A 22838-nucleotide genomic window follows, 5' to 3' on the forward strand; every position below is an offset into this window, starting at 1 on the left:
GTCGGCATCACAACTGGAACGTCGGCACCGGTGCGGCGCCGCCGAGGTAGGGAATATCGGTTTCGAACAACGATTGCGGGGATGCGGCGTTGGCACCGCCGGTGACCAGCACGGCGCTCATCGCGGGCGCGTAGCCGTGCACGACGAACATGCGGCCGCCGGGCTTCAGCCATTCCGCGAAGTGCTGCGGAATCTGCGCGACCGCGCCACCGACGCAGATCGCGTCGAAGCGGCGATCTGTCTCCCAGGTCATCGCGTCGGCGTTCTCGACGTGCGCGTTGCGGATGCCCTGCGACGCGAGTGCGCGGCGTGCGGCGTCGGCCGTGGCGGAGTTCCATTCCAGGCTCACAACTTCTCGCGCCAGCTGCGCGAGGCACGCGGTCAGGTAACCGCTGCCGGTGCCGATCTCGAGTACGGTTTCGGTCTCCGCGAGGTCGAGTGCCTGCAGCATCCGGCCCTCGATGACCGGCTTCAGCATGTAGCCGCCGTTCGGCAGCGGCAGTGCGAGGTCGGCATATGCAAGGTTACGGTGCGCGGCGGGCGCGAACTGCTCGCGCGGCATCGCCTGCAGTACGTCCAGCACGCGCGCGGACCCGACGTCCCACGGGCGGATCTGCTGTTCGACCATCAGTTCGCGGGCTTTGGCGTAATCGAGCGTCGTCATGGGCTTGGGATCTGGCGCGGGAAACCGCGCATTCTACCGGCTGCGTCGGACCGGGCAGGTCCGTATGGCGCACAGGATCGCCGCGTCGCAGTGCGCGGCTGAGTGCCGGAAGTCACCGGGACTGTCGGCGCGCCGGTGGCGTTGCCTCATGGCGGGTGCCATACGCCCGCAGGAACAGGTCGACGCTGGCGGCGACGTGCGCATCCGCGTCGGCGTCGTCTACGCCGGCCCCGCAGCAGCCGAACACCATGCGAGCATGCGGCTCGCCCTTGAGCAGGGTGAAGAACTGAGACGCCGCGCGGGGCACGTCGCCGATATCGAGTTCGCCCGCTTCGATGCGACGGCGCAGCAGCGCGGCCATTCCCTCCTGCACGCGCCGCGGTCCGGCGTCCCAGAACAGCTGGCTCAGCGGCGTGTTCGCGAGCTGCGGCGTGCACAGCATTCGGTGGCCGGCGATCGCCTCGGGCGCGGTCACCATTGCGTAGAACGCACGCGCGATCGTCAGCAGCCGCTCGCGCAGCGGGACGTTCGGCGCGGGGTCAAAAAGTGCCGGCGGCAGGCTCTGCTCGCAGTGCGATTTCACCGCGGCCGCGAACAGCGTGTCCTTGTCGTCGAAGTGGCTGTAGACGGTCAGTTTGGACACGCCGGCGTCGGCCGCGATCTCGTCCATGCTCACGCGTTCGAAGCCGTGCTGAAGGAACATCCGCGTGGCCGATTCCAGGATTGCGGCGCGCTTGGTGAGGTCCTTCGGCCGGCCGGGGCCGGTCGCGCGTTCGGTCGTTGGCTTGCGAGGCGGCATCATCACGCAATACTAGACTGGCCGGTTCGATATTTATACAGTACTGCCTGGTTCATTAATTTACGCGGTACGCCCATGCGCAGCTCTGCTCCCGGCCTTGCGGCCCTTGTCGTGGCCGTACTCGCTTCTGCCTGTGGCGGCGCTGCCGCGCCCGCGCCCGATCCCCGGCCGGTGCTCGTTGCGCGACCGTTCGAAGGCGCGGCTGCAAGCGCAGGCTCGTACGCCGGCGAAGTGAAGGCGCGCGAGGAAGCCGCGCTGTCATTCCGGGTCGGCGGCAACCTCGTCGAACGCCGCGTCGACGTGGGCGACCGGGTGCGCGCCGGCCAAGTGCTCGCAGTGCTCGACGCCGGTGACCTGCAGGCGCAGGTACGCGCGGCCCAGGCTCAGGTCGCGGCGGCGCAGGCCGAGTACCGCCGTGCAAGCGCCGACCAGGAGCGATTTGCCGCGCTCGGCAACGATCGCCTGGTCAGTCGCTCGGCAGTGGATGCACAGAACGCCGCTGCCACTGCGGCCCGCGGCCAGCTCGATGCCGCCCGCGCGAATCTTGAAGTCGCCCGTAACCAGAGCGGCTATACGCAACTGCGCGCGCCGGACGACGGCGTGATCGCCGCGCGGCACGTCGAAGCGGGGCAGGTGGTCGCGGCGGGGCAGCCGGTATTCACGCTGGCAGCCGACGGCGCGCGCGAGGTCGCGTTCGCGGTCGGCGAATCGGCCATCAGCGGGATCCGCCCCGGCGAGCCGGTCGAGGTTGAGCTCTGGTCGCAGCCCGGCAAGCGCTGGCCCGGACGCGTTCGCGAGATCGCGCCTGCAGCCGATCCGGTGTCGCGCACGTTTGCGGTACGCGCGAGCCTGGCCGCGCCCGACGGCTCGGTCGAACTCGGCCAGAGCGCCCGCGTGCATGTCCAGGGCGAGCGCGGGGGCGACGCCCGGGTGTCGGTGCCGCTATCGGCAGTGCAGCGCAGCGGCGCGACAACGGCGGTGTTCGTCGTGGACCCGAAGACCTCGACGCTGCGGCTGCAGCCGGTACAACTCGGCGCGTTCGGCGAGGAGCGGGTGCCGGTGCTGCGCGGCCTCGACGCCGACGCGTGGGTCGTCACCGCCGGCGGCCATCTGCTGCAGCCCGGCCAGAAGGTGCAACCGGTGGGCCGCGACAACCGGCCGCTGCTGACGGCGACTGCGCGCAGCGACTGACGCCGCGGGAAGCCCGGCTTTCCGACCCCGCACGACCCTGCAGGCCCGCTTCCACGCGCCAGACCCGGCGCATTCCGCACGAGCAACCGACCGATGCGCTTCAACCTGTCCGAGTGGGCGCTGCGCAACCGCAGTCTGATCGTCTACGCGATGCTGGTGCTCGCGATCATGGGCACGTTCTCCTACCTGCGGCTCGGACGCAGCGAGGACCCGGCGTTCACGTTCAAGGTCATGGTGGTGCGCACGCTCTGGCCCGGCGCGACCGCCGACGAGGTGGCTAAGCAGGTCACCGAGCGCATCGAAAACAAGTTGATGGAGACCGGCCAGTACGAGTACATCCGCTCGTACTCGCGGCCGGGCGAATCGCAGGTGATCTTCGTCGCCAAGGATTCGCTGCGAAGCAAGGACATTCCGCCACTGTGGTACCAGGTGCGCAAGAAGGTCGGCGACATCCGGCCGCTGCTGCCGCGCGAAGTCATCGGCCCGTTCTTCAACGACGAGTTCGGCGACACGTTCGGCAACATCTATGCGTTGACCGGCAAGGGCTTCGATTACGCGCTGCTCAAGGATTACGCCGAGCGCGTGCAGCTCGCGCTGCAGGACGTACCCGATGTGGGCAAGATCGAACTGCTCGGCGTACAGGACGAAAAAATATTCATCGAGCTGAGCAACACCAAGCTCGCCACGCTCGGCGTGCCCGCCGCGGCCGTGCAGCAGGCACTGGCCGAGCAGAACGCGGTAGTGCCGGCCGGGTTCTTCGACACACCCAGCAGCCGCGTGGCCCTGCGTGTCGAGGGCCGCTTCGATTCGGTCGAGGAAATCCGCGCGTTTCCGCTGCGTGTCGCTGATCGCACGTTCCGGCTCGGCGACGTGGCCGAGGTCCGTCGCGGCTTCGCTGATCCGCCGGCGCCGCGCATGCGTTTCATGGGCGAGGACGCGATCGGCATCGCGGTGGCGATGAAGGAAGGTGGCGACATCCTGCGGCTCGGCAAACGCCTCGAGCAGGAGTTCGCCACGTTGCAGCAAACGCTGCCGGCCGGCATGGAGCTGCGCAAGGTCTCCGACCAGCCCGCGGCGGTCGAGGAATCGGTCGGCGAGTTCGTGCGCGTGCTCGCCGAGGCCGTCGCGATCGTGCTGCTGGTGAGCTTTTTCTCGCTCGGCGTGCGCACCGGGCTGGTCGTCGCGTTGTCGATCCCGCTGGTGCTCGCGATGACGTTCGCGGTGATGGACGTGCTCGGCGTGGGCCTGCACAAGATCTCGCTCGGCGCGCTGGTGCTCGCGCTCGGCCTGCTGGTCGACGACGCGATCATCGCGGTCGAGATGATGGCGATCAAAATGGAACAGGGCTTCAGCCGGCTCAAGGCCGCGGCGTTTGCCTGGGATTCCACGGCGTTTCCGATGCTGACCGGCACGCTGATCACCGCCGCAGGCTTTTTGCCGATCGCGACCGCGAAATCGAGCACTGGCGAGTACACGCGCTCGCTGTTCGAGGTGGTGACGATCGCGTTGCTGGTGTCATGGGTTGCGGCAGTCGCGTTCATTCCGTATCTCGGCGACAAGCTGCTGCCCGACCACGGTCATGCAGCGAAGCTCAAGCCGGGCTCGCTCGCTGCGCGCTGGAGCGCGAAGCGCAGCGAGTGGGCGATGCGCCATCCGCGGTTCAGCGATTTCATCGCGCCGCCGCCGCATGACGGCCGCGACCACGATCCGTACGCGACCGGCTTCTACCGGCGCTTCCGCGGCTGGGTGACCTGGTGCGTACGCCGGCGAAAGACCGTCATCGCGATCACCGCAGGCGCGTTCGTCGCATCCGTGCTGCTGTTCCGCTTCGTGCCGCAGCAGTTCTTCCCCGATTCGGTGCGCCCGGAGCTGATGGTTGACATGGAGCTCGCAGAAGGCAGTTCACTGCGCGCGACCGAGGCGCAGGTGCGCCGGTTCGAGGCGATGCTGCGCGAGCGCAAGGACCTGGCGAACTACGTCGCCTACGTCGGCACCGGATCGCCGCGCTTCTACCTGCCGCTGGACCAGCAGCTGCCGGCGGCGAACTTCGCCCAGTTCGTGCTGCTGCCCGACAGCGTGGAGGCGCGCGAGGACATCCGCCGCTGGATCATCGAGGACGCGTCGCGACGTTTCCCCGAGCTGCAGATGCGCGTTACGCGGCTGGAGAACGGGCCGCCGGTCGGTTACCCGGTGCAGTTCCGCGTGTCCGGCGAGCACATTGATCAGGTGCGCGCGATCGCCCGCCAGGTACGCGCGAAGGTCGCCGAAGATCCGCATGTCGCGAACGTGAACCTCGACTGGGACGAGCCGAGCAAGGTCGTGCGGCTGCGTATCGATCAGGAACGCGCACGCGCGCTGGGCGTGAGTTCGGCGCAGCTTGCGCAGTTCCTTACCGGGTCGCTGACGGGTTCGGCGGTCAGCACCTACCGCGAGGGCGACGAGCTGATCGAAGTGCTGCTGCGCGGCACCGAATCCGAGCGCAACAGCCTGCAGACGCTCGGCAACCTGTCGGTGCCGACGGCCAACGGCGAGGCCGTGCCGCTGAGCCAGATCGCGCGGCTCGAGTACGGCTTCGAGGACGGCATCATCTGGCACCGCGACCGTCGCCCGACGGTCATCGTGCGCGCGGACATCTACGACGGCACGCAGCCGGCGACCGTGAGCCAGCAGATCTCGCCGACGCTCGATGCAATTCGCGCGGCCCTTCCGCACGGCTATTCGGTCGAGGTCGGCGGCAGCGTCGAGGACGCGGCGCGGGGGCAGGATTCGATCGCGGCCGGCATGCCGCTGTTCCTGCTGGTCGTGTTCACGCTGCTGATGCTGCAGCTGCGCAGTTTCTCTCGCAGCGTGATGGTGCTGCTGACCGCGCCGCTGGGGTTGATCGGCGTGACGCTGTTCCTGCTCGTGTTCCGCGTGCCGTTCGGCTTCGTGGCGATGCTCGGCACGATCGCGCTCGCGGGCATGATCATGCGCAACAGCGTGATCCTGGTCGATCAGATCGAGCATGACCGCGGCGAGGGTGCCCCGCCGTGGCAGGCGATCGTCGAGGCGACGGTGCGCCGTTTCCGGCCGATCGTGCTGACCGCACTCGCGGCGATCCTCGCGATGATTCCGCTGTCGCGCAGCGCCTTCTTCGGGCCGATGGCGGTGTCGATCATGGGCGGCCTGCTGGTCGCCACCGTGCTGACGCTGTTCTTCCTGCCGGCGCTGTATGCGGCGTGGTTCCGGATCCGGGTGCCGGCGGATGGGGCACGTTGATCCGGGGCGTGTTGTGCCCGGCGCGAAGGTCGGCAGCGGGATGTAAACGAGACCGCGCCGGGCGTGGAGGTCGCACGGCGGTGCTTTAACCGGGGCTGCGGCCGCAGCAGCGGCGAGAGTCGCGTCCGCTACGGGCTCGATCCAAGACTAGGGCGCTGCACCCCAAGGCGCGGGCGGCGGTGCCACCGGTCGCGTGAGATCGAACTCGACCCGGAACAGCCGCTGCGGTCGCGCGAGTTCGTATACGAATACGCGTCCGGGCTCGATCTCCAGCGCCCAGACATTCGTGTTCGACACCGTGCGGCCTTCGCGGGTGAACGTGGCCTGCGATTCGGCGTCGACCGGAAATTCCTGCCGGCGCGCGGTGCCGGTCGCGGCGGTGTCGCCACCGTACTGCGTCAGCGCGTCCTCGCTGCCGTCCTCGTGGCGGTGATCGTGCTTGAGGCGCAGGCCGTCCTCCGTGCGTGTCACCACCCAGGTCCGTGAGCGGTCATTGCCGACATGGAACGGGATGCGGATCTCGCGATCGCTGCATTCGCGCACGTGCATGACCAGCGGGCCCTGCGCAAATGGGTCGGTGCCGGTCGGCGCCGGTGTGTCGGCGGCTACACGGCCTTCGAAGGCCTGGCCGCACAGCGCCGAGAGCTGTTCGAAGAACCGCGCCTGCGGGTCAGGCGATGACGGGGTCGAGGCACAGCCCGCGACAAGCACGGCGAGCGCGGCGGCTAGGGCGCCAACTGGAAGTGTCTGCATGGACGCACGCTAACCGAGCCCGTTGCCACTGCAAACCCGTCAGGCGATTGGCCGGTTCGCGTGGCGGCCACTTCAGACCAGTTCGGCCTTGGGCCCGGCCACGGGCGACACCCAGACGCGCGAGTCATAGCCCGCCTGTGCGAACCCGGCCTGCATGTCGGGTGCGGCGGCTTCGGCGGCTTCGCGCGAGGCGAACCACGCGAACATACTCGGCCCAGCGCCGGACAGGCTTGCGCCGATCGTGTCATGCGCGAGCGCGGCGGCTTTGACCTGGTCGAAGCCGGGCACCAGGGACGCGCGCCGCGGTTCGACGAGTACGTCCTGCAGGCCTTCGCGGATCAGGTCGACGTCGCCGCGCTCCAGGCCGGTGACGAACAGCGCCAGGTGCGCGCCGTGGCGTACCACCGTCGAGAGCGGATACGGATCGGTCAGCACCGCACGTGCGCGCTTGGTTTCCAGTACCTGGTCCGGGTGCACGACCACGCAATGCAGCCAGTCCGGCGCCGGCAGCGGCAGCAGGCGCGTCAACGTGGCCAGCGTGATGCCGCCGAGCAGCATCGGCCCGACGTTGTCGCCCTGCCGGCTCTGGCTCGACGCTGATTCGCCCTCGATCGCATACGGATACAGCGCGACACGCGAGAGCGGCCGGTCGAGCAGCGCATTCGCGGCGACCAGCGCGGCCACGCACGAGGCGGCCGAACCGCCGAGGCCGGCGCCGATCGGAATGCCCTTGTCGAGTTCGATCTCGAATCCATGCTCGAGCGCCAGACCGGCATGCAGCGCACGCACCGCCAGGCCGGCGGTGTTGCGGTCCAGGTCGAGCGGGATGCGCTCGACGTGCTCGCCGCTGCCGCGCACCGCGATCACGCGCACTTCGCATTCGTCGATGCGCCGCACCGTGGCGTGGTCGCGCGGCCCTTCGATGGTGTGGCCGAGCAGGTCGAAGCCGACGCCGATGTTGCCCACGCCGGCGGGCGCGAACGCGGTGGCGGAGCGGGCAGGGTCGTTCGCGGTCACGGGCAGTCTTCGAAGCGCAAGCGGCCGGGCGCCGCGCGCGGATTATCGGTGCAATCGGTCCGGCTGCGACCGCCGGCTGGCCCCGGCCGGCCGGGCATGGTCAAATGCCCGACGAAGCGGGGGTACCGGTGCTGGCACCGGTTGAGACAGTCCCTTCGAACCTGATGCGGTTCAAACCGCCGTAGGGAAGCTTCGCCGGTGCGCCTCCAGGCCGCCGCGCGCCGCCCGCTTGAAGTGCGAGGCCCATGGCAGCCCGGCCAGTTCCGGTTGCCACGTTCCTCGCAAGAGCCCGCCCCGACCGGGGCGGCGGTTCCCCAAGCAGCGGGTGTCCCCATGAACGCAGTGCCTTCCGAACTTTTGCAGCAGGCCGAGCAGCTCTCGGCCGATGTCGTGCGCCCGATTCCGGGCTCGCGCAAGATCCACGTCGAAGGCTCGCGCCCGGACATCCGCGTGCCGATGCGCGAAATCGCGCTGCAGCGCACCGGCACGCTGTTCGGGGGCGAGGAGAACGCACCGTTCACCGTCTACGACTGCACCGGCCCGTACACGGACGAAACCGCATCGATCGATCTCGCGCAGGGCCTCGCGCCGCTGCGCGCGCAGTGGATCGCCGAGCGCGGCGACACCGAGGCGCTGTCGGGCCTGAGCTCGGAGTTCGGCCGCAAGCGCGAGCACGACCCGAAGCTCGCACACGTGCGCTTCCCGCAACGCCCGCTGCCGCGTCGCGCGGTTGCCGGCGCGAACGTCACGCAGATGCACTACGCGCGCAAGGGCATCGTCACGCCCGAGATGGAGTTCATCGCGATCCGTGAGAACCAGCGCATCGAGGCGATCCGCGAGGCGCACCTGCTGCGCCAGCACGCGGGCGAGACGTTCGGCGCGAACATCCAGAAGCTCATCACGCCCGAGTTCGTGCGCGACGAGGTCGCCCGCGGCCGCGCGATCATCCCGAACAACATCAACCACCCCGAGAGCGAGCCGATGATCATCGGCCGCAACTTCCTGACCAAGGTCAACGCGAACATCGGTAATTCGGCCGTGTCGTCGGGCATTGCCGAGGAAGTGGAAAAGCTCGTGTGGTCGATGCGCTGGGGCGCGGACACGGTCATGGACCTGTCGACCGGCAAGCACATCCACGAAACGCGCGAGTGGATCATCCGCAACTCGCCGGTTCCGATCGGTACCGTGCCGATCTACCAGGCGCTGGAAAAGGTCGACGGCCGCGCCGAGGAGCTCAACTGGGAGATCTTCCGCGACACGCTGATCGAGCAGGCCGAGCAGGGCGTGGACTACTTCACGATCCACGCAGGGGTGCTGCTGCGTTACGTGCCGCTGACCGCCAAGCGCGTCACCGGCATCGTCAGCCGCGGCGGCTCGATCATGGCCAAGTGGTGCCTGGCGCATCACAAGGAGAACTTCCTCTACACGCATTTCGAAGACATCTGCCAAATCATGAAGGCCTACGACGTGGCCTTCTCGCTCGGCGATGGCCTGCGCCCGGGCTCGATCGCCGATGCGAACGACGCCGCGCAGTTCGGTGAGCTCGAGACGCTGGGTGAGCTGACGAAGATCGCGTGGAAGCACGACGTCCAGACCATGATCGAAGGCCCCGGCCACGTGCCGATGCAGATGATCAAGGAGAACATGGACAAGCAGCTGCGCGAGTGCGGCGAGGCGCCGTTCTACACGCTCGGACCGCTGACCACCGACATCGCGCCCGGCTATGACCACATTACGTCCGCGATCGGGGCGGCGATGATCGGCTGGTTCGGCACCGCGATGCTCTGCTACGTCACGCCGAAGGAGCACCTGGGCCTGCCGAACAAGCACGACGTGCGCGAAGGCCTGATGGCCTACAAGATTGCCGCGCACGCGGCCGACCTTGCGAAGGGCCATCCGGGCGCGCAGGCGCGCGACAATGCGATGAGCAAGGCGCGTTTCGAGTTCCGCTGGGAGGACCAGTTCAACCTCGGCCTCGACCCCGAGCGCGCCCGCGAGTACCACGACGAGACGCTGCCGAAGGATGCGCACAAGACCGCGCACTTCTGCTCGATGTGCGGGCCGCACTTCTGCTCGATGAAGATCACCCAGGACGTGCGTGAGTTCGCAGCCGGCCAGGAAGCCGAGGCGGCCGCAGCGCCGGCCGACGCGGCGGCGATCGAACAGGGCATGGCCGAGAAGGCTGCCGAGTTCCGGGCCACGGGCGCGCAGGTCTACCACAAGGCCTGAGCGGGGCGTCGGCTTCGAACGCGCGGACGGGAGCTCCTCGTTCGCGCGGTGCAGGGCTGGCCAGTCGAGGTGCTGGCCGGCAAGAGGCGGTAAGCACCGGGCGCAGCGCGAGATCGCCACGCCCGGGCTTCGTTCGCCGCGGCGGACGGTCACGCGGCGGTGTTTTCCCGCGCTAGCGTTGGATGCGCCGGAATCGGAAACGGAAGGCGGGCGCGCACTGGTGTGCTTCGCCGACGCGGGATCTGCTCGCTCCAGCGCTACGCGCGGGGTGTCAGCGCCGTGGGATCATCTGTCGGTTTCGCGTGCCGATCGGCGTCGCGTGCTGGCCGGGGGGCGACCAAGCGTGAGTCGGTGGGCGGCCCGGTCCGGTCTGGCACCGGTCGGCGAGCGCGACCGGTATCGGCGGCGCCCTCCGCCAAAGCGCCCGGCAGTGACAGCCCAACGGCGCTGTCGTGGGTCCGTCCACGCGGCCTTTCGAGGGGGCGGCGCCGGAGATTCTGCGCAGTCGGGGGGCCTGAACGCGCTGCGGTTCATCGACTGGCCTTAAAATGCCAACTGCGGCGGTCCAGCGGGCCGCCTGGGGAACGTGCGCGGGGGCGCGTCGTTCGGCACATGCCGGGCCCGGCGCCGTCCTTCACATTCGGGATTCATGCCCAGATCATCCGAGCCATCGCCGCGGTTGCCGTCCGAGCGCTTGCGCGTGGGCGAATGCCAGGTCGACATCCCGCTACGCGAGGTGCATGCACCCGGTGCACGGCGGCCGTCACGCATCACGCCAAAGGCGATGGGGGTGTTGCTGGCGCTCGCCGACCAGCCGGGCCGGGTGGTGAGCCGCGACGCGCTGCTTGCCGAAGTCTGGCCCGATACGCTGCCGACGAACGACGTCGTCACCCAGGCCATCACCTCGTTGCGCAAGGCGTTCGGCGAGGAGCGCGGTGATCCTCGCTACATCGAAACGATCGCCAAGACCGGCTATCGCCTGCTCGCGCCGGTCGAATGGCTCGGGCCGGCGGGGGCTGTGGCGGCTTCCATGGAGGTGGAGACGCCGCCAGCGGTCGCACCGGTGCCCGCCGTCGAACCGGCGCCGCCGGCGGAGCCAGTCGCGGCCGCGCCAGCGCGCTCCCGACGATGGCTGTGGCTGGGAGCGATCGCGGCTCTACTCCTTCTAACCGTCGGGCTGCTGCTGTGGCGGCAGTCGCAGCAGCCAACTGCGCCGAAAGCCCCTGTGACCGATCGCATCGCGCATGCGCTGCCCCCGTCGCGTCCGCCCTCGTACCGGCTGATCACGTCCTCGCCCGGCTTCGAAGGCGCGCCCAGCCTCTCGCCGGACGCCGCGATGGTGGCCTACGTCGCACTGCCGAGCGGCCAGCGCGGCACCGCGATCATGGTGCAGACCACCGACCCCAGCCCGCCACGCCAGCTGACGCAACCGCCGGACGGGGCCGACGATGTCGCGCCGGCCTGGTCGCCTGACGGGCGTGAGGTTGCCTACCTGCGCGTACGGGTCGGCGAGGACTGCGCGGTGATGGTGGTGCCCGCGAACGGCGGCCCCGGTCGTCGCGTCGGCCGCTGTGATCCCGACAACCGCCCCAGCTTGGACTGGACGCACGACGGGCGCGGCCTGATCTTCAGCAGCCGCGGCACGCTCGGCGACGGTCGCGGTCTTCGGGTGCTCGACCTGGCAAGCGGCGAGTGGCGCAGCATTGATTACGCGGCGAACGCCCGCGACATCGACGCGCTGCCGCGGTACTCGCCCGACGGCCGCTGGATCGTATTCGTGCGCAATTCGCCGCTCGGCGATTTCTGGCGGCTGCCGGCGGCCGGCGGCACCGCGCAGCGCCTGACGGACCTGCATACCGACCTGGGCGAGTGGGACTTCACTCCTGACGGCCGGGCGATCGTGTTCGCGCGCTGGCGCGAGAGCGAGAGCCGGCTGTATCGCCTGGACCTCGACACCGGCCTGGTCCAGGAACTCGGCATCGCCGATGGCGACCAGCCGGCGATCGCGGCCAACGCGCCGGCGCTCGCGTTCTCCCAGCAGCGCAACTATTTCGGCCTGTACCGCTTCGACCTCAGTGGACAGAAGCCGCCCGAGCGGCTGTTCCCGTCGTCCGGCCGCGACCGCCTGCCGGCGCTCGCGCCGGACGGCCGGCAGCTTGCGTTCGCGTCCGACCGCTCGGGGCAGTTCGGCCTGTGGTGGGCGGATCTGCAGCGCCCGGATTCGCTGCGGCTGATCGACGGCGTGCTGCCCGAGACCCGGCACCTGCCGGAGTGGTCGCCGGACAGCGAGAGGCTGCTGGTGGTGGGCACCGATCCGGGTCAGACCACGCCGGGTCTGTACGAGGTGGTGCCCGCCAGCGGCCGCGCCTCGCGGCTGGCGCTGCCGTCCGGGGAGCCGGTGCAGGCGGCCTACGTGCCTGGTGCTGAGCGGCAGGCACTGGTCGTGGCCGGCACAGGTGACGGGCGCCTGCGTCTGACGCTATATGACCGCGGGTCGAAACCTTGGCGCAGCCTCGGCTCGATCGACGACGTCGCCCGCATACGCGTCGATGCGGCGCGGGGACGCGTGCTGTTCACGCGGCCCGGCCGGGCCGGGCTGTGGGAGTCGGACCTCGCGCTGTCGCCGGCCAGCATCCGGCAACTGCAGGGTGAGCAGCCGGCCGTGATCCGCTACCGCCAATGGGATATCGCACCGGATGGATCGCTGCATCTGATCCAGCGGGCCCCCGGCTGCGGCGCGCAACTGACCGTGCTGCCCACCGCGGCCGCCGGTCCGGCCGGGGACGCCAGCCGGCGCTGCCTCGACCCGGTTCGCATCGCCGCGAGCAACGGATTGAGCCTGTCGCCCGACGGCCGCAGCGCATTCGTGTCGATTTCAGAGTCGCTCGGCGGCGATATCGGCTTCATGACGTTGCCGAGCACGCCCGAGGCGCTCTGGCCCGGCGTCAATAAGTAATTGACGAAAAAGGGTTTTGTTCTTTCGTGTTTTCTTCGCGACAAATTCGGACAAGTCTCTGGCAAATTTCCTGAAGGTCGCGCTCGGATTCGGCAAAAACAACGGCCTGATCCAGTCATAGGGGCTCACGATGGACCTTCACATTCTTGGTGCTGCTGCACTTGGCCAGCATTGGGCCGACCGTGGCCAGCAGCTCCAGCTCGAACCCGCCCAGGCCGCTCCGATGCGCTGCATCGGGCTGTCCCGGCTTGGCAGCGTGCAGACCGGTGCGGTGTTCACGCTCTGGCTGCAGCTTCGCGGCACGTCGTGGGTTGAAGCGAAGGAGGGGCGGTTCCGCCTGCGCAGCGGTGACTGGATCGCGTTCGAACGCGACTCGCGCCCCTCGCTGCAGACCGACCGGCATGGCGTCTGCATCGGTTTGAGCCTCAGCCCGGAAGCGCTGCGCACGATCGGGCGCCTGGCGGACTGCACGTTCTACGCCGGCCGCGGTCGGGTCGGCCGCAGTGATGCCCGCACCACGCTGCGCCTGTGGCGCGAGGCCGCGCGCCGGCTTGCGAGTCAGGAGCCCGCTGCCGGGCCGGCGTCGGAAACCAGCGCGCTATGGCCGCTGCTGCTGCACCTGACCGGGCTGCAGCGCGAGCTCGCGGCACGCGTCGAGCGTTGCCCGGGCCGTTCGCGCAACCGCAAGCGCCAGGTCTTCGGCCGCCTGCAGCGCGCGCTGATGTATCTGGAAGGCCATTGCGACCGGATGGTGCGCATCACCGAGCTTGCCGAGCTGACCAGCTTCTCCAGCTGGTACTTCTCCAAGACCTTCCACGCGCTGTTCGACGAAAGCCCGCAGGCTGCCGCCGCGCGACTGCGGCTCGAGCATGCGGCCGAGCTGCTGCGCACGACGTCGATGATGATCGGCGAGGTGGCTTCCGCGAGCGGCTTCGACAACCCGTGCAGCTTCTCGCGCGCGTTCCGCGCCCGATTCGGCGTGTCGGCTTCGCGTTACCGCAGCGCCGCGGCACGTCGCGCCATACCGGCCGAGGCCCGTCGCGCGGCCTGATCCCGCGGTTCACGGGCCCCGTAAAGCAGAAGGCCGCCCTCGGGCGGCCTTCGTGCGTCTGGATCCTGCGGATTCAGAACTTCGGCTTGTCAGCGCTGGCTTCGAAGCGGGTCATCGCTTCGCGCAGGATCGCCTTGGCTTCTTCGGCGCCGCCCCAGCCCTCGATCTTCACCCACTTGCCCTTCTCGAGATCCTTGTAGTGCTCGAAGAAGTGGCCGATGCGCTCGCACCAGTGCGGGGTGACCTTGCTGATGTCGTCGACGTGGCTGTAGCCGTTGAAGACCTTGTCGACCGGCACGGCAAGCAGCTTCTCATCGCTGCCGGCCTCGTCGCTCATTTTCAGCACGCCGACCGGACGGCAGCGGATCACCGAGCCCGGCACCAGCGGCAGCGGCAGGATCACCATGACGTCGGCCGGGTCGCCGTCGCCGCAGAGCGTGTGCGGCACGTAGCCGTAGTTGCACGGGTAGCGCATCGGCGTGGACAGGATGCGGTCGACGAAGATCGCGCCGGTTTCCTTGTCCACTTCGTACTTGACCGGCTCGGCGTCCTTCGGGATTTCGATGATGACGTTGATTTCGTCCGGCGGATTCTTGCCGGTGGCGACGAGTTCCAGGCCCATGCGTACTCCAGTAGTGATGCCCGCCGCAGATGGCGCGGCAGGGCAGGAAAGCGGGCGCGCATTCTAACCGCGGCCCGTGTTGCGGTGCAGGAAGGGGATGAGCGAACGGCCGGTAGCCGGTTCGGCGGCGCCGCCGTTGAAGCCGGCCGAACGCAGCTACGAAGAGGCGGGCCATGTGGCCCGCCGTCGGGATGCAGTCCGGTCGCCAGCGCCCTGGCGAGAGTTCTCGTCTCGCCGGGCGCCAACCGAGCGAAGCCCGGACGAATGCCGGGGTGCGTCAGGCAAGCCGAAGCGGCCGCCGGATCACCCGACGGCCGCACCCCTGATCAGCGTGGCGGCTGGTCGCGATCGATGTACTGGTCGGCCCAGCGCTGGGCAATCCGGCCCGCCGCATCGCGGCCACCCAAGCCGAACGCGAGCGCGACTGCAACCGCGACCGCACCCAGCACCAGTCCGAACGCAAGGTTGACGATCTCGTCGGCAATGCCCATCGCACGCAGGCCCATCGCGATCACCAGCCCAAGGATCGCCACGCGGGCGATGCGCGCCAGCCCGACCGAGTTGTCGCGGTTCGCGCGCTGGATCGCATTCGCCGCGAGGTCGGCCAGCCAGTAACCCACGACAAAGATGATCAGGCCCAGCAGCACGTTCGCGCCGAACTCGATGAACGTCTCGAGCAGGTCGTGCACGCCTTCGAAGCCGAGCAGGGATGCGGCCTCGACCGTCGCGAACAGCATGATGAAGAACAGCGCGACCCGGCCTCCGAGCTCGGACAGCGAGATGTGCGACGCGCGCACGGCGGACGGTGCAGGTGCACCAACTGCCGGCTGGGCCCCACTCGGGTCGGTCGGGGTGATGTGGATCTCGGTCGCTTCGCCCATCGTGCCGGCCGTGGTGCGGACGCTGGCGACCGAGGCGGAGGTGTCCATCGTGCTGCTCGAGGACGCGAACGCATGCCCAAGCCCGATCCGCTCAGGCAGGCGATCGAAGCCGAGGTTCGACAGCAGCCGGGTCACCAGCTCGGCCACGAACCGGCCAAGGAACCACGCGATCAGCAGGATTACCGCTGCCGCGAGGACGTTCGGCACGGCGTAGAGGAAGATCTCGAGCATGCCGGTCAGCGGCGCCGAGATCGCCTCGATCTGCAGCGCATCGAGCGCCGCGATCAGCGTCGGAACGATGACCAGGATGAACGCGAGCGTGCCGCCGAGCTGCGAAAGCTTCATGCCGCGCGTGGCCTCGTGGCCCTGGCTGAAGCGGTCGATGCCGGTCGCGGCGAGCAGGTTGGTGACCAGGCCGCGCACCGCCTTCGCGATGATCCAACCGACCACGGCGATCACCACCGCCGCGAACAGGTTCGGCAGGATGCCGAGCAGGCTCGACGTCATGCCGGTCAGCGGCTCCATCAGCCCTTCGATCTGCAGCGTGCCGACGATCGCCGGCAGGAACAGCAGCAGCACCAGCCAGTACGCGACGTTGCCCATCGTCTGCGAGATGGGCTGCATCTCCGCGCTCTGCGACAGCCGCTCGTCGAGCTTGGTGGCGCCGAGTGCGCGGTTGACGATCGAACGCACGACCGTCGCGACGAGCCAGGCCAGCGCGGCCAGGCCAATCGCGAGCAGCAGCCGCGGCAGATACATCATCACCGTGGTCGCAAGCGTCGATAGCGGCCCGGACACGCCTTCGACGCGTAGCACGCTGAACGCGCCGATCAGTGCCAGCAGCAGCACGGCCCAGAACACGACCCGGCTTGCGATGTGCTCGACGTTGACCGACGAGCCTGCATGTGTGGCAAGCCGCTGGTTGGTGCCGAAGCGGGCCAGCATGTTTCGGGTCGCTGCGCTCAGCGCCAGCGCGACGAGCCAGCCGATCAGGACGATCGCGAGCGCGCCGAGGATGCTGGGCAGGTAAACCCCGAGCGAAGTGCGGAGGGAGTCTTGCCAGGTGGCCGGTTGCATGAGGGTCTCCGTGAAGGGCTGCAGCCGGAGTCCGCGCAGGGACCGCCGGCCATCGGTGCGTGAACTGTGCATAACCGGGGGTGAACACGGTGTTCTTGCTGGGTCCGGCAAAGACGGCCATCGCGGCGCGAAAAAAAGAACTGCCCGAAGGCCGCTTCCGCTTCCGCTACCTCGGCCACGGGTGCCTACAGCAGCGGCACCAGCAGCAGCGCGACGATGTTGATGATCTTGATCAGCGGGTTGATCGCGGGGCCGGCGGTGTCCTTGTAGGGATCGCCGACGGTGTCGCCCGTAACCGCGGCCTTGTGCGCCTCGCTGCCCTTGCCGCCGAAGTTGCCGTCCTCGATGTACTTCTTCGCGTTGTCCCAGGCGCCACCGCCGGTGGTCATCGAGATCGCGACGAACAGGCCGGTCACGATCGTGCCGATCAGCAGACCGCCCAGCGCCTTCGGCCCGAGCACCAGCCCGACCACGACCGGTACCGCGACCGGCAGCAGCGACGGCACGATCATTTCCTTGATCGCCGACTTGGTGAGCATGTCGACCGCGCGGTCGTACTGCGGCTTCGCCGTGCCCTGCATGATTCCGGGGATGTCGCGGAACTGCCGGCGCACCTCCTCGACCACCGCACCGGCGGCCCGGCCGACCGCTTCCATCGCCATCGCGCCGAACAGGTACGGAATGAGCCCGCCGATCAGCAGGCCGATGATCACCATGTGGTCGGACAGGTCAAAGCGCAGCACTTCCGCGGCGACGCCGGTCTCGAGCGCGCGCGCTGCCGCGGCGGTCTCGAGGTTGTGGGTGTAGTCGGCGAACAGCACCAGCGCCGCAAGCGCGGCCGAGCCGATCGCGTAGCCCTTCGTCACCGCCTTGGTGGTGTTGCCGACCGCATCGAGCGGGTCGGTTACGGCGCGGACCTCCGGCGGCAGCTCGGCCATTTCCGCGATGCCGCCTGCGTTGTCGGTAATCGGGCCGTACGCGTCGAGGGCGACGATCATGCCGGCCATCGACAGCATCGACGTGGCCGCGATCGCGATGCCGTACAGGCCGGCCAGCTCGAACGCGCCCCAGATCGCAAGGCATACCGCGATGACCGGAAGCGCGGTCGACTTCATCGAAATGCCGAGCCCGGCAATGATGTTGGTGCCATGGCCGGTCGTAGACGCCTGCGCGACATGCTGTACGGGCTTGAACTGCGTGCCGGTGTAGTACTCGGTGATCCAGACGATGGCGCCGGTGAGCACGAGCCCGATCAGTGCGCAGAAATACAGGGCCAGCGCGCCGTAGCGGTTGTCGCCCATCATGTCGACCGTGACGAAATAGAACGCGACCGCCGCGAGCAGCGCCGAGACGATCACGCCCTTGTAGAGCGCGCCCATGATCGAGCCCCCGTCCTTCACTTTCACGAACATCGCGCCGATGATCGAGGCGATGATCGATACGCCGCCCAGCACGAGCGGGTAGAGCACCGCGTTGCGTCCGACCTCGGTCGCCATCAGCCCGCCCAGCAGCATCGTCGCGATCACAGTGACCGCGTAGGTTTCGAACAGGTCGGCGGCCATGCCGGCGCAATCGCCGACGTTGTCGCCCACGTTGTCGGCAATTACTGCGGGGTTGCGCGGATCGTCCTCGGGGATGCCGGCCTCGACCTTGCCGACGAGATCCGCACCCACGTCTGCGCCCTTGGTGAAGATGCCGCCGCCGAGACGGGCGAATATCGAGATCAGTGACGAGCCGAACGCAAGGCCGACCAGGGCATGCAGTGCCTCGCCGGGCTCCGCGCCCATCAGCCCGAGCGCCCACCAGTAACCGGCCACGCCGAGCAGGCCCAGGCCCACCACGAGCATGCCGGTGATCGCGCCGCCGCGGAACGCGACATCCATCGCCGGCGCGATGCCGCGCCGCGCGGCTTCGGCCGTGCGTACGTTCGCGCGCACCGAGACGTTCATGCCGATGTAGCCGGCCGCGCCCGACAGCACCGCCCCGATCACGAAACCGCCCGCGCTGAGCCAGTCGAGGAAAAAGCCGATCAGCAGGAACAAAACCACGCCGGCGATCGCGATCGTCATGTATTGCCGGTTGAGGTAGGCACGCGCGCCTTCCTGGATCGCGCCCGCGATCTCCTGCATGCGTTCGTTGCCAGCAGGCTGCGCGAGGACCCATCGCGCGGAGACGACCCCGTAGAGGATCGCGACGACGGCGCAGACCAGCGCCAGGGACAAACCGTACTGCTCCAGCATGGACCCCTCCCTCAGAGTGGATACCTCACGGGACAACGGATTTCGTACCTTTCGTTTTGATGCGCTCGCCGGCCCCTGTCTCCTCACCGGATGCGCCCGGACGCATTGCGCCCGGACTACCGCATAGCCCCATGGCAGGGTGGATCGCGTGAAGTCGGGTTCAGCGCACGCGTGCGAGCCTGCGCGCCGTCGCTTTCAAGGAGTCCCGGATGCGCATTTCAAACTGGATGACCTTGCCGGCCGGCGTGACCGCCGCGCTGCTGTTCTCGTCGCTCGCGGTCGCGGCTACCGCCGCACTGCCGAAGCCCGAAATCGTCCGCGATGCCGTGCCGGCGCAGGCGCCGGGCCAGGCGCATACGCTGCGCACGATCCCCGAGGCGTGTGCCCGTTTGGAAGGCATGTTCACTGGCGCCTCGGCGCAGCCGTATCGCTTTGCTGCGGTGCGCACCAGCCCGAACTGCCAGCCGCGCGCGCGCTTTGTCGATGCGGCAGAGGCTGCGCCGTCCGTGCAGGACGGCTGGAAGCTCAACGACCTGCTGCGCGTGCCGAACGCGGCTTGTCCCGGGCAACAGGCGGTGGTGCAGGTCTGGCGCAAGCCGGTGAACGTTGCGCCGCCGAAGCTCGACGCGCAGGGGCGCGCGCGCTTGTATCTGGATGAAGCGAAGCAGGCCGCAGCTGCGAATCGGACGCCCAACGTGCCGATGTACGCCGCAGTGATGGCGGTCGAAGGCGCGGGTTGCGGCTGATCTCAATGTGACCAGGGCCGCGAGGTGCGGCCCTGGTCGTCGCGCTTATCGCCAGCAGATCACTTGGCCAGCTTCAGCTTCTTCGACATGCCCATGAACGTCCCCTCGTCGGAGGGGGACAGGTTCGGGCGGCCCGCGACCAGGCCCATGCCGAGCGAGCCCAACACGTAGTAGGTTTCGCCCGGCTCGATTTCCATCGTGAGCTTGTCCTTGGTTTCGCCATGCACCACGTATTCGTGCGTACCCGGCTCGACCGTCGCGACGAAGTACTTGCCGCTGCGGAGCTTGCCAAGTTCGGTTTCGCCTTCGCGCACCTTGAAGCCGATCGCGGCGCCCATCATTTTCGACTCACGGAAAAACACGATCTGGCCCTTGTCGGCCGGTGCAGGCGCGATCAGGGTGTTCTGCACCGCGGGCGCGGCGGCTGGCGCCGGAGCGGCCGCGGTTTCGGTTGGTGTGTTTGCGGGCTCGGCGTCCTGCGCGAAGGCAAGGGTCGGTACGAGAAGCACGGCAGCAAGAGTGGCTTTGGACAGCAGCGAACGCATCGGTGTTACTCCGGTTGGGATGGGGCGTTTCTATCGCCGATGCCGGGGGCGCATCCGGTTCAAATAACGTGGACATCTTGGCGTGCACCTCGGTGCCTGCCGGTACTTCGATTTCGCGCCCGCGTATGAACATCGCGAACGGGCCCGCAGCAAAGGACACCGCGAGTGCGAGCTCCGCGTTGTCCTTGCCGCTTACGCCCAGCTTCAGCCCACGCAGCGGAATCTGGCGGCCCGCATACTCGAGGTATCGCGCCGCAAGCAGCAGCTCGCCGGGCTTGCCACCGCCGCGCGCAGCTGCTGCATGGACCACTTCGCCTACGCCGGGCGTGTCGGCCGGGATCAGTGTCTCGCCCGCCACCACAACGGGTTTGCTGAGCCGCAGCGCGAATTTGTCCCCCCGTTTGTGCGCGGAGGAGTTGAGGGTTTCTTCAATGCGCAGGTCGACCACTGCCCCTGCGGGTATGCAACGGCACGACGAGGTGTCGGTCGCTGTGTTGTCCGCAGTGGAGGCCGCCGCCGGAGTCGAGGAAACGGCGGCGGGCTCGGACTCCGCGGCATCGGCAGGCGATGGCGGCGCAGCATGCGCGCGCGCGGATGCCGCCGCGAGCAACGCGACGAACAGAATGGTCAACCGGTGCAAGATGGCTTCCCCAAGCCAGGATGCGCAGAACCTAGCCTAGATTTCGCATCTTGCCAATCCGGTTACGTCCAGGGAGGTAACCGCGCCGGAACCAGCACGTTCGCGAGTTCGACGTACTTCGGCAACCCGTTGCGCCCGTACGACGGCGGCGCTTCACCGCGGATCAAAGGTTCGAGGTAGCGGCGCGCTGCATCGGTGATGCCATAGCCATCGTCGCGGATGAACTCGGCGGGCATCTTCTTTTCGTGGTTCGCGATGTCGGACAACGGCGCCGGCGCGATCTTCCAGCGGTACGGCGCATCGGACGTGCGCACGATCACGGGCATCGTGCCGTTGAGACCTTTCAGCGCGTACTCGACTGCTGCCTTGCCGACGGCCTTCGCCTGCTTGAGGTCGGTTTCGGACGCGAGGTGACGTGCGGAGCGCTGCAGGTAGTCGGGCAACGTCCAGTGCACTTTGTAGCCGAGGGCGTCCTTGACGCGCGCGGCGAGGTGAGAGGCAACGCCGCCGAGCTGGGTGTGCCCGAACGAGTCCTTGCCGCCGCCGGCATCGGCGACGAAGCGCCCGTCCGCGGTCTGGATGCCCTCGCTCGCAACAACCACGCAATAACCGACGCGTTCGACCACGGCCTTGACCTGCTGGAAGAATGCCGCCTCATCGAACGTGCGTTCGGGAAATAGGATCAGGTGCGGCGCCTGGTCCGGCCCGCGCCCGGCGAGTCCCGCCGCTGCGGCCAGCCAGCCGGCGTGCCGGCCCATCGCTTCGTAGACGAACACTTTGGTGGAGGTGGACGCCATCGCGGCCACGTCGAGCGCCGCCTCCCGAATTGAAACGGCCGTGTATTTCGCCGCCGAACCGAACCCCGGGCAGGTGTCGGTGACTGCAAGATCGTTGTCGACGGTCTTCGGCACGCCGATGCAGGTCAGCGGGTAGTCGAACTCGGTCGCAAGCTGCGACACCTTGAGTGCGGTGTCGGCCGAATCATTGCCGCCGTTGTAGAGGAAGTAGCGCACGTCATGCGCGCGGAACACCTCGAGCATGCGCTCGTACTTCGGCCGGTCCGCCTCGAGCGACTTGAGCTTCACGCGGCACGACCCGAACGCCCCGCCGGGGGTATGCGCAAGCGCCGCGATCGTCGCGGCCGATTCGCGCGAGGTGTCGATCAGCTCCTCGTTCAGCGCGCCGAGGATGCCGTTGCGGCCGGCCAGCACGCGCACGCGATGCGAGCGCGCGGTCTGGATTACCGCCGAGGCGGTGGCGTTAATGACCGCGGTAACGCCGCCGGACTGCGCGTAGAACAGAGTGCCGCGGGACGAGCCTTTCGTGCTTGCGCTGGGCATGCCGGTTCCTGGGTTCGAGCCGGGATGCGGTAAGCTGGACGCCCTTTGCCCGGCAGTGGACGAGGCGCGAGTGTAGCGCTGGCCCTGTCGAGGCGGCGGCCAAGGCCGCCGACCGTTTTGCGATCTCAGGAGCGACATCGATGCGATTGGTACTGCTGGGCGCGCCCGGTTCCGGCAAGGGCACGCAGGCCGCGCGACTCAAGGAGCATCTGCAGGTGCCCCATATCTCCACCGGCGACCTGTTGCGCGCCGAAGTCGCGGCCGGCAGCAAGCTCGGCCTCGAGGCGAAGGAGGTGATGGCGCGCGGCAACCTCGTTTCCGACGAAATCCTGCTCGGCATGCTCGAGGATCGCTTCTCGCGCCCGGACACGGCGAGGGGGTTCATCCTCGACGGCTACCCGCGCAACCTCGCGCAGGCCGCTGCGCTGGACAGTCTGCTGGCGCGCATCGCGCAGCCGGTGGACTGCGCGGTCCAGCTTGAGGTGCCGACCGAGCTGCTGGTCGATCGCATCGCCGGTCGCGCAAAGGCCGAAGGCCGCGCCGACGACACGCCGGAATCGGTGCGCACGCGCCTGCGCGTCTATGACGAGCAGACCGCGCCGGTCGTCGACTTCTACCGCCAGCACGGCCAGCTTTCGGTCGTCGACGGCGTCGGCTCGCTCGACGACGTGTTCAACCGCATCATCGAAGCGCTCCAGCCCGCACCGGCGGTGGGGTGAGCCCGAGCGTCCGCGAGCCATCGGCTCGCAGTCGGCAAAGCGCCCGGGCATCGGATGCACCGGGCCTGGGCGGCATGGAGCGCGCAGGATGCGCGGACCCGGTCGCCACC

General features: G+C 68.6%; 16 protein-coding genes and 1 riboswitch. Of the genes, 7 read left to right on the forward strand and 9 right to left on the reverse strand.

Annotated elements, in window-relative coordinates; all coding sequences use genetic code 11:
* Positions 1-7 precede the first annotated feature (7 nt).
* Both ACFFGH_RS19130 and ACFFGH_RS19135 read right to left on the reverse strand, forming a co-directional pair.
* Positions 8-664 carry a protein-L-isoaspartate O-methyltransferase family protein gene (locus ACFFGH_RS19130; protein ID WP_386671192.1) on the reverse strand — a complete coding sequence of 219 codons (657 nt, stop codon included), beginning with the start codon at positions 662-664 and terminating at the stop codon, positions 8-10.
* A gap of 112 nt (positions 665-776) precedes the next feature.
* Positions 777-1466 carry a TetR/AcrR family transcriptional regulator gene (locus tag ACFFGH_RS19135; protein WP_386671194.1) on the reverse strand — a complete coding sequence of 230 codons (690 nt, stop codon included), beginning with the start codon at positions 1464-1466 and terminating at the stop codon, positions 777-779.
* 72 nt (positions 1467-1538) lie between these two features.
* Between ACFFGH_RS19135 and ACFFGH_RS19140 the strand changes: the two genes are divergently transcribed.
* Entirely contained in the window at positions 1539-2654 is a 1116-nt protein-coding gene (locus tag ACFFGH_RS19140; protein ID WP_386671196.1) for an efflux RND transporter periplasmic adaptor subunit, read from the forward strand.
* Between the two features lie 93 nt (positions 2655-2747).
* Positions 2748-5912, forward strand: a complete 3165-nt coding sequence (locus ACFFGH_RS19145) for an efflux RND transporter permease subunit (RefSeq protein ID WP_386671198.1) — start codon at positions 2748-2750, stop codon at positions 5910-5912.
* 147 nt (positions 5913-6059) lie between these two features.
* On the opposite strand, the gene ACFFGH_RS19150 is transcribed toward ACFFGH_RS19145, so the two are convergent.
* Both ACFFGH_RS19150 and ACFFGH_RS19155 read right to left on the reverse strand, forming a co-directional pair.
* Positions 6060-6665 (reverse strand): hypothetical protein, encoded by a 606-nt coding sequence (locus ACFFGH_RS19150; protein ID WP_386671200.1) that lies wholly within the window; start codon positions 6663-6665, stop codon positions 6060-6062.
* Between the two features lie 72 nt (positions 6666-6737).
* Entirely contained in the window at positions 6738-7682 is a 945-nt protein-coding gene (locus ACFFGH_RS19155; RefSeq protein WP_386671202.1) for a homoserine kinase, read from the reverse strand.
* 108 nt (positions 7683-7790) lie between these two features.
* A riboswitch (TPP riboswitch) is annotated at positions 7791-7888 on the forward strand.
* 127 nt (positions 7889-8015) lie between these two features.
* Here ACFFGH_RS19155 and thiC point away from each other — a divergent pair.
* The 3 genes from thiC (at position 8016) to ACFFGH_RS19170 (ending at position 13918) form a co-directional block, all read left to right on the forward strand.
* Complete coding sequence (gene thiC, locus ACFFGH_RS19160; protein WP_386671204.1) at positions 8016-9911, forward strand: phosphomethylpyrimidine synthase ThiC; 1896 nt, start codon at positions 8016-8018, stop codon at positions 9909-9911.
* A 649-nt stretch (positions 9912-10560) separates the two neighbouring features.
* Positions 10561-12867 carry a winged helix-turn-helix domain-containing protein gene (locus ACFFGH_RS19165; protein WP_386671206.1) on the forward strand — a complete coding sequence of 769 codons (2307 nt, stop codon included), beginning with the start codon at positions 10561-10563 and terminating at the stop codon, positions 12865-12867.
* A gap of 130 nt (positions 12868-12997) precedes the next feature.
* Positions 12998-13918: a helix-turn-helix transcriptional regulator gene (locus tag ACFFGH_RS19170; protein ID WP_386671208.1), complete on the forward strand. Its 921-nt coding sequence runs from the start codon at positions 12998-13000 to the stop codon at positions 13916-13918.
* 73 nt (positions 13919-13991) lie between these two features.
* On the opposite strand, the gene ppa is transcribed toward ACFFGH_RS19170, so the two are convergent.
* The 3 genes from ppa to ACFFGH_RS19185 all read right to left on the reverse strand — a co-directional run bounded on the left by ppa (position 13992) and on the right by ACFFGH_RS19185 (position 18738).
* A complete protein-coding gene (gene ppa, locus ACFFGH_RS19175) occupies positions 13992-14540 on the reverse strand; it encodes an inorganic diphosphatase (RefSeq protein WP_386671210.1) in 549 nt (182 codons plus the stop codon).
* 326 nt (positions 14541-14866) lie between these two features.
* The gene (locus ACFFGH_RS19180; protein ID WP_386671212.1) at positions 14867-16498 is read right to left on the reverse strand and encodes a mechanosensitive ion channel; all 1632 of its coding nucleotides are present in this window, start codon (positions 16496-16498) and stop codon (positions 14867-14869) included.
* A 185-nt stretch (positions 16499-16683) separates the two neighbouring features.
* Positions 16684-18738 carry a sodium-translocating pyrophosphatase gene (locus tag ACFFGH_RS19185; RefSeq protein WP_386671214.1) on the reverse strand — a complete coding sequence of 685 codons (2055 nt, stop codon included), beginning with the start codon at positions 18736-18738 and terminating at the stop codon, positions 16684-16686.
* A 209-nt stretch (positions 18739-18947) separates the two neighbouring features.
* On the opposite strand from ACFFGH_RS19185, the gene ACFFGH_RS19190 reads away from it, so the two are divergent.
* Positions 18948-19484, forward strand: coding sequence for a hypothetical protein (locus tag ACFFGH_RS19190; RefSeq protein WP_386671216.1), 537 nt, complete (start codon positions 18948-18950; stop codon positions 19482-19484).
* 59 nt (positions 19485-19543) lie between these two features.
* On the opposite strand, the gene ACFFGH_RS19195 is transcribed toward ACFFGH_RS19190, so the two are convergent.
* The gene (locus ACFFGH_RS19195) at positions 19544-20029 is read right to left on the reverse strand and encodes a DUF2846 domain-containing protein (RefSeq protein ID WP_386671218.1); all 486 of its coding nucleotides are present in this window, start codon (positions 20027-20029) and stop codon (positions 19544-19546) included.
* Positions 20030-20731: 702 nt separating this feature from the next.
* Entirely contained in the window at positions 20732-22009 is a 1278-nt protein-coding gene (locus tag ACFFGH_RS19200) for a 6-phosphofructokinase (protein ID WP_386671305.1), read from the reverse strand.
* 140 nt (positions 22010-22149) lie between these two features.
* On the opposite strand from ACFFGH_RS19200, the gene ACFFGH_RS19205 reads away from it, so the two are divergent.
* Positions 22150-22728 carry an adenylate kinase gene (locus ACFFGH_RS19205; protein WP_386671220.1) on the forward strand — a complete coding sequence of 193 codons (579 nt, stop codon included), beginning with the start codon at positions 22150-22152 and terminating at the stop codon, positions 22726-22728.
* Positions 22729-22838 lie beyond the last annotated feature (110 nt).

The sequence above is a fragment of the Lysobacter korlensis genome (assembly GCF_042434515.1).